This window comes from Leptospira bandrabouensis (assembly GCF_004770905.1).
Taxonomy (GTDB): domain Bacteria; phylum Spirochaetota; class Leptospiria; order Leptospirales; family Leptospiraceae; genus Leptospira_A; species Leptospira_A bandrabouensis.
The window spans coordinates 169032-183869 of the sequence record NZ_RQHT01000014.1; the positions used below are offsets into that span (position 1 = coordinate 169032).

Here is a 14838-nt window from a genome sequence, read left to right on the forward strand (position 1 = left end):
CTTTAAAGATCGGCTTTCGAGAAAAGAGAAAGTAGCAAATTCTTCTATTTGACTCACTTCCTCTTTTGTTGTTCTATGTCGGATATGGTTGATCTAAACTTTCCAAAAAAGAACGCTACTGAATGGTTAGCTGCTGGTAAATTTTTCGAATATAAAAAATTTCAAATTTTCTTTATCCAAGAAGGAAGAGGACAAAACTTAATTCTTCTTCATGGATTCCCGACTTCTTCCTGGGACTATTCCAAAATCTTTAACGGACTTTCACGTTATTTTAATACGATCGCTATTGATTTTCTAGGTTTCGGATATTCCTCTAAACCCAAAAAACATAAATACACACTCATCGAACAAACGGATATTATAGAGAACTTTATTGAAAAAAATGCATTAAAAAGGGTAAAGTTTGTTTTTCATGATTATGCAGTCAGCGTTGGCCAAGAAATTTTGGCAAGGCACTTGGAAAGAAGTGATCGTAAGTATGAAATAGATGGAGCTGTATTTTTAAATGGAGGACTTTTCCCTCATCTGCATAGACCAACTTTCAAACAAAAACTTCTCGCCACACCGATCTTAGGTGCTTTTCTATCGCGATTTTATAATGAAAAAAAATTTGGGGTGGCTTTTGCCCAAGTGTTTGGTAAAAATACAAAACCAAGTGACAAAGAAATTTCTGTTCTTTGGAAACTCATTACGTATCCAAACAACGTTTTGATCCCACACAAACTTCTAAAATATATTAAGGAAAGAAGGATTCACGGGGAACGTTGGAAAAATGCCCTCCTCCAAACAGAAGTTCCATTACTTTTTATCAATGGAGGAGAGGACCCAGTGAGTGGAAGCCATCTAGCCGATGAAATAGAAAAACTTCCTATTAAAAACAAAAAGCTAATTCGCTGGGAATCCATTGGACATTACCCACAATGGGAAAATTCTGAAGATTGTTTTAAAGAAATTTATGAATTTTTAAAGTAAGGATTTTAGTCCTTTAATATTTGAATTTGGTTTTAATGAGAATGTAATGAAACATGCCAATATAGCATCGAATTCATTTGTTATCAAAAGAAATTAAAAATCAAGACCTATCGGAAGGGACTGTACCAGGACCTTCCATCCCGGTTCCATCATCGGTGGGATCCGAATCTGGATTTTGTTGTTCTTTTACTTTATAACGAATTTCAATTTTTTCAGGACTGATTTGTAAAATTTCAATCCCTTTTAAATCTTTATTTTTAATGATTCGAACTTTAGCAACTTGCGGCTGTAATTCGGGGATAATTTTATTTTTAATAGGATCAAAAATATAATTACAAGGCACCTGTGCTGTAATTCCAGTTAGGATTTGTGCGGAACGAATAGGTTTTAAAGAAAAATAACGAATTGCAACTTGTTCTTCTGAAAGTTCTGCATCCAACCGAACATCTTGTCCAGAACAAACAATAGGAATTCCTGCTGCCGTCTGTTCTCCCGTTTTATAAGAAAGCGGAATGATATTAACATTCACGGTGACATCACGTGATCCAAGGACAGTGATTCCTTTTGGAAGGTCTGGGATCCTTACTGTTTTTGCAAATGGTTCCTTTTTATCCAATAGAGAAATTTCTGGCAATAGAACCTTAGTGATTTTTTCTAAATCTTGTGGTTTTCCACTGAGTGTAATTTTTTGAGGACTCACAATTTGTGTCAACTTTTCAAAGTTAGCCGGTGGAGCTCCTTCGAAAACCACTTCCAATGGAACCACTTTTAACCCACGGGATTCAATTTCCACAGGTACCGTTTTTTTCAGTTTGGTGACTTTTACACCGCTGGGAACACCAACAATTTTTTTGATGGGAACTTCTGTAACACCGAGTTGGACATCCTCTGGATCAATGACAGCTTTCATAAATTGTGAATAATAATTTACAACATCTTTCAATCCTTCCACACGTACTGGAATGGTTTTTTCAGGATTTTTGGAATAGTTCAAATTGCCAGATAACTTTGGATAGTCGACAGGGACATTGATTGTTTTAATTAATACTTTTGAATTTTGAAGATTTACATAAAAAATACTGGCTATGATTAACGAAACAAGTTTTGCCTTCCAGTTTCTTACCAATTTTCCATATACTTTGGAGATCATATACTCACTCCAGTATCTTTTTCTTTTGATTTACGAAGAGAATCATCCTTTGTCCTTCTAGTTCCAGTCATCAAACTACTGACTAAAGCCTTGAGTTCGAGTGGTTTAACAGGATGTAACATTTCTCCTTCGTAACAGATAGTAATATCACCTGTTTCTTCTGAGGTAACGATAATGATTGCATCGGTTTCTTCTGAAAGTCCCAAGGCGGAGCGATGCCTTGCTCCTAATGTGGAAATTTCCACAGAGCTACTCATAGGCAAATAGGAGGCCGCACAAACAATTCTATTTTGTTCAATGATAACTGCACCATCATGCAAGGGAGAATTCTTAAAGAAAATAGTTTGTAAAACTTCAGAGGTGACTTGTGCATCCAAAGGCACTGCGTTTTCAGATATATCTTTTAAACTAATGTCTTTGACGAGAACGATGATAGATCCTGTTTTTTCCTGAGCCATGATCCTCACTGCTTCCACAATCGGATCTAAATCAAAGGTTGGTTTGAGAAAAAACAATCGAAGGAGTCTTATCCTTGCCAAATCACCGGTTAGTCTTCGCAGTTCTGGTTGCAAGAGTACAATGATAGCAAACACAAGGGCTGGTCTGATATTGGTAAGAATCCATTCCAAAAGTTCGAATCCTAAATATTCAGCAAGACTTCCAGAAATCCAAATGATTCCTACACCGAGTAACAGTTGGATTCCACGAGTTCTTCGGAGTGTTGTGTAGGTTTTATAAATTAAAAATGCGACGATTAATACATCTAACGAAATGGAGATATAATTTTTACTCCACGGAATGATGTATAATCCTCGGAAAAAATCCAATTTAGATTCCTAACACATCAAACATATTATAAAGACCTTTGGATTTGCCGTGTAAAAATTCGGCGGCCTTTACAGCACCCGTAGCAAAGGTTTTACGATCTTGGGCTTTATGAGTAATTTCTATTCGTTCTTCAGAACTTAAAAAATAGACAGTATGTTCCCCTACCACTTCACCAGCTCGCATCGTATGCATGGCAATTTCTTTTTGGTCTCTTTCGGAATACATTCCATGACGACCATAAATGACATTTTCTTCCGAACGTTTTGTAGCATTTAAAAGCACCTCTTTTAAATACATGGCAGTTCCTGAAGGAGCATCCTTTTTATGTCTATGGTGAATATCGAGAACTTCTACATCAAAATCTTCATCTAACACTTTTGCTGCGATCTCCGTTAATTTAAACAAAAGATTCACACCTACTGACATGTTAGGTGAAAATACAATAGGAATCGAAGTTGATGCTGATTGAATGAGTGCCTTATCTGCATCAGTTAATCCAGTGGTTCCGATCACTAGGGGTTTTTTACTAGTTAAGGCCGTATTCAAAATAGATTCGAAACCTGTATGAGTACTAAAATCGATCAGGACATCCGATGTCTCACATGCTTTTTGTAAGTCTGTAGAAAGTAAAATTCCTGTTTCTTTGATTCCTGAATGGATTCCCGAATCAAAACCTGCATACACAGCACCTTCTCTAACAACGGCAGCACTTAACTCTGATTTTTTGGAAAGAGAAAGGACTTGGATGATGGCCTTTCCCATCCTTCCTCCAGCGCCGATGACACCTACTTTGATTTTAGACAATGCCTTCCTCTTTTAATTGGAATACAATTTTTTTAAAGGCATCAGCCGCCGATCCTTCAGATAAAGAAGTCATAGGAAGACGAAGTTCATTTTCACAATACCCAAACCAACTCATAGCTGCTTTGATAGGAATAGGATTGGTTTCAATAAATGCATTGATGAATACCGGTAGAAGTTTGTAATAAATCTTTTTGGAAGCTTCTAAGTCTCCACGTAAATATAAGGAAACCATATCTACACATGCACGAGGAAATAGATTAGAAACAACAGAAACAACTCCCTTTCCACCGATCGATAACACCGGCAAGGTTAGGTTATCGTCACCTGACAACAATTCGAAGTCAGGTGGTGTGGCAGCAATCACCTTTGCCATTTGTCCTAAATCACCTGTTGCCTCTTTGATGGCTGCAATTTTTGGATGGGCTGCAAGCCTTGCTACCGTTTCCGGGAGTAAATTGACATTGGTTCTTCCAGGAATGTTATACAACATCACCGGTTTAGAAGATACATTGGCTATCTCTGTAAAATGACGATACATTCCCTCTTGTGTGGGTTTGTTGTAGTATGGATTGACAGTAAGAATTCCGTCCACTCCATCAGCACAAGCCGACTCAGTGAGCTCAATGGCCTCTTTGGTAGAGTTAGAACCAGTGCCTGCAATGACTTGGATTTTTCCAGCCACAACTTTGACAGTCTTTTGGATGAGCTCCTTGTGTTCTTCGTAAGAAAGGGTGGGAGATTCCCCTGTTGTCCCACAAGGAACCACACCCGCCACGCCGGAGCGGATCTGGTTTTCTAGGATTTTAAAATAACTATCATAATCGATTTTCCCCTGGCGGAAGGGGGTGATGACCGCGGTATAAACGCCCTGAAACATAAATTAAACATCGAGGAGGGACGGAATTTTGCAATAAAAAACTGCCAAAAGACCCCATACCGATAAACTTTGCGAAAATGGTCCCTTTTTTACCGCTTACGATCAGCATTCTTGCGATTCTTAGCCTGATTTTGCATTCATTTTATGTATATTCCCGATTTGGGGTCAAAGATGTGCCAAATGAACGGAGTTTGCACAACGTAATCACAAAAAAATCTGGAGGAATGTTTTTTATCCCTCTGTTTCTTCTCTCTGTCCTTTTTCTCCTTTTTTACCCCCAAATGGGAGAAAGATTTCCATTACCCGAAGATTGGGTCCAGAAAAAAGACATTTATCTTTTGTTAGCTGGAGTTTTTGTTTTTTCTATCATTGGCTTCATTGATGATTTGTATCACCTTAGCCCTAAACTTCGATTGTTTTTAGAACTCACAACTGTGGCTGTGTTTTTAATTTGGATTAGTCCCGTGGTTTCCTATTTTGGAACCGTTTTTCTCCCCAATTCAATCCAAGTTGTTGTTCTCACCATCTTCCTTGTTTTTGCAGTAAACCTCGTAAACTTTATGGATGGTATGGATTGGTATTTAGTCGCTACCCTATTCATTTCGTATTTTTCTTTAGTCCTGACGGCTCCCGATTTTTACTCTATTGGAAATAGTGGATACAGTTTGTATGGAATCTTGTTTCTTTCTATGTTCGGATTTATATTTTATAATTTTCCAAGAGCTAAACTTTTTATGGGAGATAGTGGGTCTTTAGCATTAGGTTTTTTTGTGATGGCATTACCGTTGTTTGTTGGGAAGTGGGGAACAGAAAAATCGGAAATTTGGGATATCACCTATTACTTTTATCTGTTTCCTTACTTTTGGTTGGATGGGGTTTTTACCTTAACCAAACGATTCTTCCAAAAAAAACATCTATTTACCGCTCATAGAGAACACCTATTCCAAAGGATCACAGAAACCAAACTCGGAAAAGTTGGATCACTTTGTATTTTTTCCCTCTTAAATCTTCTCATTGTTTGTATCCATTTTATCTTAAAAACTAAAGGCATTTCCAATCAGTTTCTATTTTTTATCTTATCTCTTTTTGCAACAATCAGTTATGGAATCCTTTGGCTTTTTGTGCCTAGAAAAAACCTTGCATAAAGTCTTCGGACTCCCATCCTTTCCTTTATGCCTCTATCGAAAAAAGAAATTCTATTCTGCCTTCTCAATGGTTTTCTCATCGGGATCGCCAACCTCATTCCCGGTGTTTCCGGAGGGACTTTTGCACTCATCCTTGGACTTTATGACAGATTAATCACTGCCATCACTTCCCTTAACTTAGATACCATCAAAGTTTCGTTAGCACTTGTATTTGGATTTTGGAAAGAAGATGTAAGAGAACGTTTTGCTTTAGAAATGAAACGTATCGATTTTTGGTTCCTTGTATTCTTAGGAATTGGACTTTTATTATCTGTGATTTCTGGTGCCAAACTCATCCAGTTTTTACTCCAAAACCACCCACAAGCTACACTTGCCCTTTTCATCGGACTTATTTTTCCTTCCCTAGTTGTTCCTTACAAACTGATCGAAAAACATAGTTTCTTTGTATGGTTATTTTTAATTCCAGGAATCCTACTTACCATAGTCCCTAGTTTCTTTATGGGTGATACAACTGGTTCCGAAAATCCTTTGATTGCATTTCTCACAGGAGCCATTGCCATCTCCGCAATGATTTTACCTGGGATTTCTGGATCTTACATCATGCTTGTGTTAGGTGAATACCAAATAGTGATAGGGAAACTTTCTACCATCCTCGAACCAAGTTCGATTATTTTTCTAGGAGCCTTTGGGATTGGATGTTTGCTCGGACTTCTTATTTTTACCCATTTTGTAAAATGGTTATTTGTAAAATATAAATCCCATACTATGACTTTCCTCCTTGGACTCATCCTTGGATCGTTTTTTATCCTTTGGCCTTTTAAGGATTATGCACATGGTCAGGCTATCGTGGGAAGATCGGGAGAAGTCAAACGAGACATCCAAATTGCTACAGCAAAGAACGTTCTACCGAATGATTTTGCGGAAACACAAATCCCTCTCGCTGCCTTAGTTTTTGGTCTAATACTTGGGTTTGGTCTCAACCGATTGGAATCTTTACAAGAGAAGAAGTAGAATTTTTAAACCTTTCCATCAGAGTCTGGATTTCAAAGTCCAGACTTCGATCCTCCGCCATTGTCTTTAGGCCGGCAAACAAATCCCTACTTGGAACCAAATCCTTTCTTTTGGCAAACCGAGAACTCTGAAAAACCGAAAATGCCAAAATAGATAACAATTTATACCCACTGACAACCGTTCTGCGATTTCTCAAAACAGAAATCGCACCCATAGGAACGATGTCTTGGTTATTGCCATTGGTGGGTACAGACTGCACAGAACCTGGCATACTGTCTCTTCGCACTTCTGCCGTTAGGTGGGTCGACATAAGTCCTAACCCAGATAAACCAGCATAAGTACCAGGTTTATCTGACAACATCAGCGGAAACTCCCCGTTTTCTTTAGGTTCATAAAGGTAATTCAAAAAACGATCGACCCAAGTAAACCAAACAGCCATCGCATTCTGCAATCGGTCAGAAGCAAAACTGACTTGGGCGGCATAAAACCCACCACCTTCGGCAAACCGAACTCCGTCTTCTGTAGGAATTAAAACAGGATTGTCCGAAAGAGAATTTAACTCCTGTTCTACGATCATACCTACAGAAATTATTTCATCTAAAATGGAACCTAAAATTTGAGGGATACAACGAATCGAATAGATATCTTGGATTCGACTTCCTTCTTTTTTCTCTTTGGAATGTTTGGAAACCACGGGATAAAGAATTCGAACAATTTCCTTTGGGCCCTGAAACTGTTTGTGGTTATGGTAAGCCGGATGGAAGGCATCAGAAAATACAGAATGAAAACTAAATAAATACTCGAGTAGTTCCAAACTATAAGAAAGTATGTTTCGAAATTCAAGGACTTGGAGCCCAAGGAGAGCCGTGGTAAAACTTGTTCCATTAGTAAGAGAAATGGCTTCTTTGGCTTTTGGGGTCCAAGGTAAACCTGGAATTTGGGAAGTTCCACCATTCCAGCGACTCGGTCCTAAATCCTTTCCTTTACCTGTAAACCCAGATTCACCAAGAAGTGCCAAAGGAATATAACTAAGAGGAATCAAATCTCCGGAAGCAGAAAGAGAACCTTTTTCTGGCAAAACGGGAATACAATCCAATTCCAGAAGTGTATTCAATAGTTCTAATGTTTTAAAATCAATTCCCGATCCACCAAGCGATAAACAATGAATCCTTGCTGCAAGAACTGCCCTCGCTTCGTTATGACTCAAATGAGAATGGGGAATCCCATCGAAAGAAAATACAGGTTCTACAGTTAAATGATAGATTAATGATTTTTGGATTTTTTCGGTATCCTCATTGGATGCGAAGGCATGGGGCCCAAATCCGGTATGAATTCCATAAATTAGTTTTTCTTTTGAAAACTCTAAAATAGTTTCCAATTGGTTTCGTTCTTTCTCTAAAGATAAGCGAACGTCAGTTAAATGAGGAAATGAACCAGTTTTTGATAAGGATTGGAGTTTAGATAAGTTCAAAATGATTTAAAACCGGGGAAAAGTCCCCGGTTTGTCCAAAAGTTTAGACGAAGAACACGAAAGTAATGAGGATAAAAACAGGAACTAAAATTCCCATCGAATATGCTAAGTATCCACCGAAAGATGGCATCTTTACTTTGTTTTCTTCGGCAACAGATTTCACCATAAAGTTTGGAGCGTTACCGATATAGGTATTTGCACCCATAAACACTGCACCCACCGAAATGGCTTTCAAAATCTCTTCCGCTTGGACATTTCCAATGAACTGACCTAGTGTCAGAGGAGCCGCAGCACCCGCTGGAGTGAGGAGACCAGAAGCTAACGAACCAAAGGTGAGGTAAGTCGGCGCATTGTCTAAAACAGAGGAGAATGCTCCTGTGGCCCAGAAAAACTGCCAGTTCTCTGTGATCCCAAGTTCTTTCCCATGTGCCTCAAGTAAAACAAGAGCAGGAATCATCGTGATGAAAATCCCAATAAAGAGATAAGCCACTTCTTGGATCGGATGGAGAGTAAAGTTGTTAAACTTACGATCGGCTTCTTTAGAAGTTAACTTAGAAAGACCAATGAGTACAATTAATACTGCCTCGCGAATAAATCCAAGAGATGGTGTTTGATTGATTTCAGGAATGTAGTTACTGTTCAAAAAAGCAACTGCCAAAATCACACCAAGTAACCAAATGAAGTTCACTTGACCACCAATGGAAAAAGGAGTCGCAAGTTTATCGTCTTTTTTTAAATCTTTTTTAGCTTCTTTTTTATAAGCAATTGTATCCCAAACAAAATACACAACGAGTAATATAGAAACTGCCAAAAGCATCTCAGGCAAAAGTTTGAATGTCCAAGTGAATGGAACTCCTTTCAAATATCCAAGAAAAAGTGGAGGGTCACCGAGTGGTGTTAAAGATCCACCGATATTGGAAACAAGGAAGATAAAAAACACAACTGTGTGAACTACATGTTTTCTTTCGCTATTTGTTTTTAACAAAGGACGAATGAGTAACATAGAAGCCCCTGTAGTTCCAATAAAGGAAGCAAGGCCAGCACCAATTAACAAGTATAATGTGTTATTAAGAGGAGTTGCATGAATGTCTCCCTTGATCACAATTCCCCCGGAAATATAAAACAAAGACCCGAGTAAAATGATAAAAGGAATATAATCAAAAAATACTGTGTGAACAATATTATGGCTGTAACCATAAACCAGCAGAACCACAAATGAAATGGCTCCGAGTCCCACAGCAAGGATCAATTTGTTATTATTGTCTTCCCACCAATGAGAAGTTTTGTGAGAGGCAACCGGTAAGATTGCGATGGAAAGTAATATGGCAACAAAAGGTAAAACCGTCCAATATGGTAGTTCCTCGTGTACTGACTCGCCGTGAGACGAATGTCCTGTTTCTTCCTGAGTGGTTGTTTGCGTCTGAACCGGAGTCGGATCTTCGGCAAATAAACCTGCTGTTGTCACAGACAAACAAACCAGGAATACTATCATTGTGAGAAGCTTCTTCAACATGCTCACCATCCTATTTTTTTAGGACAGCTTATCCGAAATCCAAACCTCGTGGAACTAAAAAAACCGCGATTCTCCAATTTTTAAAGAAACCAACTGCCCTTCTTTGAATCCGGCTCGTTTTAACTCTTCTATAGTGCGGGGCACAGGAGAATCCAGTGGCTCATCGGAAAGTACAAAAGTCATATAATGCATGGGAACTAAGTACTTTGCCTTAAGGTCGCCAAAAGCCTGAACGGCTTGTTTTGGATCGATATGCACAGGTTCCATAAGCCAACGAGGTTCGGTAGCCCCAATCGGTAAGATAGCAATGTCTACTGGTCCCAATTGATTCGTGACCTCTTGGAAATGAGTGTAATATCCAGTGTCTCCCCCAAAGTAAACTTTCTCTTTTTTTCCAGAAATCAAATAACTTCCCCAAAGAGTTTTATCTCGGTCAAACAATCCACGACCACTAAAATGTTGAGTGGGTGTGAAAGTGATTTGTAGATCTTTCATCGTAGTTTTTTCCCACCAATCCATCTCTTGAACATTCCGTATTCCTTCATCTAACAGAAGTTTTCTGTTCCCAAGGCCAGTGAGAACCAGAGGATGAAATTTTTCTTCTAATTGTTTCAGTGTGGGTAAGTCCGTATGATCATAATGATTGTGAGATAAAATGATTAAGTCTATTTTTGGTAAGTCATCGATTTTGATTCCCGGCGGGGTATACCTTTTAGGGCCAATAAAACTTACAGGAGAACACCTTTCGCTCCAAATAGGATCTGTTAGGATGTTCACTCCATCAATTTGGATGAGAGTTGTTGCATGTCCCACCCAAGTCACAGAAAGTTGGGATAAATTTGTTTTTAGCTGACTTCCATCATTCTCTACAACAGGAAAGTTCGGATAATCAACCGGATCTACACTATGGGGCAATCGGAATCTTTGGATTTGCCAAGTGATTACATTCCAAAAACCTTTTGTTTCGAAATTAGGATTTGGGTTTTTGAACCCAGTAGGTGTATGGTGCGATGTACGAACACTAGCGTCAGCGAAACAAGAAAGAACAAAAAGTACAAGTATGGAATATAAGCTTAGGGACTTCACGTGGATTAGACGAAAAACAAACTTCCCATGATTGTAATTTTCGATTGCGTTTTTTAGAAACAGGAACAATCGTTTTGTTATTATGTTTAGGTATAACGAAACAAAGGATTTGATGATTGCCTATGCAAAATGGAGAGACACAGTCGACCGAACGGAAGGAAGTGAAACCATTTTTGGAGCCAATGCAGAAGTTTCAGAAATTGCTCGTGACCTAAGAGAAGACGCAGAATTTGAACTTAGAATTTTGATCCAAGATTTAAAAAAACAAAATCCTTCTGCCATTAAAGAATGGGTGGATACGACCAAAGCCTATTTACAGAAAATCGAATCTACCACTCCCGAAGAACAAATCCAACAACGCAAACAAATTGCAAGGGATTGGAAATATTCCCGGTCACCACTTGGCATTTCCGTTCGTTACCCGCATCCTTCCCAATATTGGGGGAGTGGGATTGGGGTTTTAGGTCCCGATTTCGACTGGTAAGATTCCCTAGGATTCAGAATCCTATGACCCATGGATTCAATATTTTTTACAATTTCCAAACTAGGTACAGTTTTACTTTTCCCCCTTCCTATTTTTTTTATCTTATCTTTCTTTCTCATTTTAACAACAAAGTCAAAACAAGGGAAATTACGTCTTTTTTGCATCGTATTATTTTTGTATCTAGCATCTAACGCGCATGTGGCGAATTTTTTACTAAGGTCTCTTGAAAAAGATTATCCTCCCATAACCATCAATGAGGTTCCGCAATCAGAAGTAGCCATTGTTCTCGGTGGGATGGTCCAAACCATTTCAGTGCATCCAGGAAGGCCTGAACTTACGGACTCAGTCGACAGGTTGACAGATGCAATCCGACTTTATAAAGCAGGGAAAGTAAAAAAGATTCTTTTTACAGGTGGATCGGGACTTCTTTTTACGGATGTTTATCGAGAAGCAGACTTAGCAAAGGAATTGTTTTTAGGTCTTGGTGTTCCAGAAAAAGATTTAATTTGGGAAAACAATTCCAGAAATACCTACGAAAACGCGATCGAAACAAAGAAGTTACTCATTGAAAAAAAAATAAATTCAGCGATTCTCATTACCTCTGCTTTCCATATGAAACGGGCGGCAGGTTGCTTTCAGAAACAAAACATCTCTTTTATTGCCTTTCCGACAGATTACCGTTCGACAAATTTACAATCGGGAGCCTTTGAACTCTACATTCCTTCTGCAGGATTTTTGGACCAAACGACTCTTTCTATCAAAGAATGGGTGGGATATTTTGTGTATCGTGCCAAATCCTATTTATAACAGTCGATTTTCTCTGGTATTTTTTAAGACCTTTTTGTTTGACCGCAACCTGCAATCAGAGAGGTTAGAGGAAAGACGGGAATCCGTCTAAAGAATAGATTATGAATCGTAAGTTTTTAACTCTTTTGTTTCTCATTGGACTTTCTCTCGGAGGGATTGCTTATTTCTCTTCACAAGAAACCTCCTACCTCCTTTTAGATGCTTCCGAACTGGCAGCAAACCAAACTAAATACTCAGACCAAAACCTGCGTGTACGTGGATTTGTGCGGGTGGGGAGTCTTGTCCGCGAAGGAAAAAAAGCCAAATTTGATTTAGAACTAAATGACCAAATCATCCCTGTTTTTTTTACCGGGGAAACACTTTTGCCTGATGCTTTTAAAGAAGGAGCCAGGGCCCGAGTCGATGGAAAGTTAGACCACGGGGTTCTAGTTGCCTCTCACGTAGAAGCCAAGTGTGCTTCGAAATATGAAGCAGGATACGCTGAGGAAAAATGAACAATTTAGGAACCATCCTTTTATCTGCATCACTCGCCGTATTAATTTTTTCCGCCTTACAAACAATATACGGAATTTATAAACAAGACAGAAAAGCCATAGAACTTGGCCGTCTTGCCCTCATGACAAATCCATTTGTCATCATACTTACTTTTACAGTTCTATTAACACAACTGGTCCGATCTGACTATAGCAACTATTATGTGGTCATGCATTCCAGTGAACACTTACCACTATTTTACAAAATGACATCAATTTGGTCTGGTTCCTCCGGAAGTTTGTTGTTTTGGAATTTGATTCTTAGTGTTTTCACCTTTATCGTGTTATGGCAAACTAGGAAATCCATCGAAGATCGAATTCCAATGATGAATCTCATCCTTGCTGTTTTATCTGGATTTTTTTCTTTTCTTGCCGTATTTTATGGAGATGCTCAACCATTCCGTGAATTTGTTCCTGAAGCCGCTGCAGGAAGGGGTTTAAATCCCCTACTCCAACATTGGGCGATGATCATCCATCCCCCTATTCTTTATATTGGTTATGTAAGTATTTCCATTCCTTTTGCCATTGCAATGTCGGCACTTGTGTCGGGCCAACTTTCAGAAGATTGGATGAAGTTCATTCGCAAGTGGACTTTGTTTTCTTGGTTCTTTTTGGGAACAGGGATTTTACTCGGTTCCAAGTGGGCCTATGAAGAGTTAGGTTGGGGTGGTTATTGGGCTTGGGATCCAGTAGAAAACGCATCCCTTATGCCTTGGTTACTCACCAGTGCCTTTGTTCATTCTGTGGTGATCCAAGAACGTAGAGGGATGTTAAAGTTTTGGAATATGTTACTTGTCATCCTTGCTTTCCACTTTAGTTTACTGGGAACTTGGATCACTCGTTCCGGAGTTTTGGAAGGCCCACATAGTTTTTCCAAATCGACAATTGGAACTCCTTTTATCATTTATATCATCGTTAGTTTTTTATTTTTCACAGGATTTGTGGTTTATCGAAGAAAACAACTTACTCCTGAAAGAAATTTAGAAGCCATTACTTCAAAAGAAGGTAGTTTTTTACTAAACAACTTTCTACTCGTTCTCTCTACTGCCGCTATTTTGCTCGGTGTATTTTCTCCTCTTTTGTATGGAAAAGAATTTAAGGCTCCTTGGTTTAACTCCTGGGGTGTCCCTGCCGGGATTTTTCTTTTACTTCTTATGGGAGCTGCCCCACTTCTTGCCTGGAGAAAAGGTGCTGGGGCTGTATTTTTTTCGACCTTACTCAAACCTTTCATCGCAGGTCTTGTCGGTGGTGGGCTCTACATTCTTTTTTATTCGCAAAACTTTACCAAACCAGATAGCAAATATGGAGATGTTTTGGCAGAAGTGTATTCTGTGCTGACTGTGACAATCGGAGTGTTTACAGTTTCTGGAATCATCCAAGAATATTACAGAGGAATTCGAGCACGAAGAGAAGAATTCAAAAACGAAAATATCTTGGTAGCCGGTTACCGAATGTTACTCAAAAACAAACGGCGGTATGGTGGATACTTAGTGCACTTCGCCCTGGTATTAATTTTTATAGGTTATGCAGGAAATGCCTTTAAAATCAATACTTCCGTTCGTTTCTTTTATGAGCTCCAACCACCGACTTCGGAAGAGATTGTTTATCAATCCATTGATAAAGCGATGATCGGTGGTTACCAAATTGAAGCCTCCACTCTCAAACTAAAACCTGTATTGATTTCTGGCCTTGGTGGTGAACCCAACATTCAGAATGTCATTGTTTCCCAAGAAGGAACTTATGGAATTTTTAGGGGTACAGAAAAACTAAGTGATCTTACCACAGAACGTAGGTTTTATCCACAGATCTCTCACCTAACAGGAGATTTTGAAACTCATATCCCTACTAGTGAACCTGCAATCCTTTCCATGGCTAAGGAAGATTTTTATATCCAATTGGGTGCCATTGAAACCTCTGATTTAAAATCGGAAAACCCTGACCTTCCATTGATGTTTATGCAGTATTATTTCACTCCTGGTACGGAGATGGATAAACTAAAACTATTTCTAAATTTCCCAAAACAGATTGTAGCAAACTTGGAAGTATGGGTGAACCCACTGGTAAAACTGATATGGATCGGATCACTTCTCTATTTCTTATCAGGGATATTTTTACTGCTACCAGTCGGCGAAACCAAAAAGAAAACGGTAGGATAGA

At 38.9% G+C, this 14838-nt stretch carries 14 protein-coding genes; 7 read left to right on the forward strand and 7 right to left on the reverse strand.

Translation table 11 applies throughout. The features are described 5' to 3' along the window. Positions 1 to 75: 75 nt before the first annotated feature. Positions 76 to 972, forward strand: coding sequence for an alpha/beta fold hydrolase (locus tag EHR07_RS07960; protein WP_135744601.1), 897 nt, complete (start codon positions 76 to 78; stop codon positions 970 to 972). A 100-nt stretch (positions 973 to 1072) separates the two neighbouring features. Here EHR07_RS07960 and EHR07_RS07965 read toward each other — a convergent pair whose 3' ends face one another. The 4 genes from EHR07_RS07965 to dapA are packed head-to-tail and all read right to left on the reverse strand — an operon-like array spanning position 1073 to position 4631. Further along, on the reverse strand, positions 1073 to 2122 hold the full coding sequence (locus EHR07_RS07965) for a CdaR family protein (RefSeq protein WP_135744602.1): 1050 nt from the start codon (positions 2120 to 2122) through the stop codon (positions 1073 to 1075). Further along, complete coding sequence (cdaA, locus tag EHR07_RS07970) at positions 2119 to 2949, reverse strand: diadenylate cyclase CdaA (protein ID WP_100728468.1); 831 nt, start codon at positions 2947 to 2949, stop codon at positions 2119 to 2121. The genes EHR07_RS07965 and cdaA overlap by 4 nt, the downstream gene beginning before the upstream one ends. A 1-nt stretch (position 2950) precedes the next feature. After that, the gene (gene dapB, locus EHR07_RS07975; RefSeq protein ID WP_135744603.1) at positions 2951 to 3754 is read right to left on the reverse strand and encodes a 4-hydroxy-tetrahydrodipicolinate reductase; all 804 of its coding nucleotides are present in this window, start codon (positions 3752 to 3754) and stop codon (positions 2951 to 2953) included. After that, entirely contained in the window at positions 3747 to 4631 is an 885-nt protein-coding gene (gene dapA, locus EHR07_RS07980) for a 4-hydroxy-tetrahydrodipicolinate synthase (RefSeq protein ID WP_100728470.1), read from the reverse strand. The genes dapB and dapA overlap by 8 nt, the downstream gene beginning before the upstream one ends. 77 nt (positions 4632 to 4708) lie before the next feature. Between dapA and EHR07_RS07985 the strand changes: the two genes are divergently transcribed. Together EHR07_RS07985 and EHR07_RS07990 are read left to right on the forward strand one after the other, a co-directional pair. Continuing rightward, the gene (locus tag EHR07_RS07985) at positions 4709 to 5776 is read left to right on the forward strand and encodes an MraY family glycosyltransferase (RefSeq protein WP_135744604.1); all 1068 of its coding nucleotides are present in this window, start codon (positions 4709 to 4711) and stop codon (positions 5774 to 5776) included. 27 nt (positions 5777 to 5803) lie between these two features. Then, the gene (locus EHR07_RS07990) at positions 5804 to 6787 is read left to right on the forward strand and encodes a DUF368 domain-containing protein (protein WP_100728472.1); all 984 of its coding nucleotides are present in this window, start codon (positions 5804 to 5806) and stop codon (positions 6785 to 6787) included. Here the strand turns inward: EHR07_RS07990 and EHR07_RS07995 are convergent. From EHR07_RS07995 to EHR07_RS08005, 3 genes are read right to left on the reverse strand one after another with little or no spacing between them, the layout of a single operon-like run. After that, entirely contained in the window at positions 6753 to 8258 is a 1506-nt protein-coding gene (locus tag EHR07_RS07995) for an aromatic amino acid ammonia-lyase (protein WP_135744605.1), read from the reverse strand. The two genes, EHR07_RS07990 and EHR07_RS07995, sit on opposite strands and share 35 nt — an antisense overlap. 43 nt (positions 8259 to 8301) lie before the next feature. Continuing rightward, positions 8302 to 9771, reverse strand: a complete 1470-nt coding sequence (locus EHR07_RS08000) for a sodium:proton antiporter (protein ID WP_135744606.1) — start codon at positions 9769 to 9771, stop codon at positions 8302 to 8304. A gap of 54 nt (positions 9772 to 9825) precedes the next feature. After that, the gene (locus tag EHR07_RS08005; protein ID WP_100728486.1) at positions 9826 to 10857 is read right to left on the reverse strand and encodes an MBL fold metallo-hydrolase; all 1032 of its coding nucleotides are present in this window, start codon (positions 10855 to 10857) and stop codon (positions 9826 to 9828) included. An 82-nt stretch (positions 10858 to 10939) separates the two neighbouring features. Between EHR07_RS08005 and EHR07_RS08010 the strand changes: the two genes are divergently transcribed. From EHR07_RS08010 to EHR07_RS08025, 4 genes are all read left to right on the forward strand, one after another. Beyond that, positions 10940 to 11341, forward strand: a complete 402-nt coding sequence (locus tag EHR07_RS08010; RefSeq protein WP_100728475.1) for a hypothetical protein — start codon at positions 10940 to 10942, stop codon at positions 11339 to 11341. Between the two features lie 30 nt (positions 11342 to 11371). Further along, the gene (locus tag EHR07_RS08015) at positions 11372 to 12148 is read left to right on the forward strand and encodes a YdcF family protein (RefSeq protein WP_135744607.1); all 777 of its coding nucleotides are present in this window, start codon (positions 11372 to 11374) and stop codon (positions 12146 to 12148) included. A gap of 101 nt (positions 12149 to 12249) precedes the next feature. Then, positions 12250 to 12642, forward strand: a complete 393-nt coding sequence (locus EHR07_RS08020; RefSeq protein ID WP_100728477.1) for a cytochrome c maturation protein CcmE domain-containing protein — start codon at positions 12250 to 12252, stop codon at positions 12640 to 12642. Next, a complete protein-coding gene (locus EHR07_RS08025; RefSeq protein ID WP_135744608.1) occupies positions 12639 to 14837 on the forward strand; it encodes a heme lyase CcmF/NrfE family subunit in 2199 nt (732 codons plus the stop codon). The genes EHR07_RS08020 and EHR07_RS08025 overlap by 4 nt, the downstream gene beginning before the upstream one ends. Position 14838: the final 1 nt, after the last annotated feature.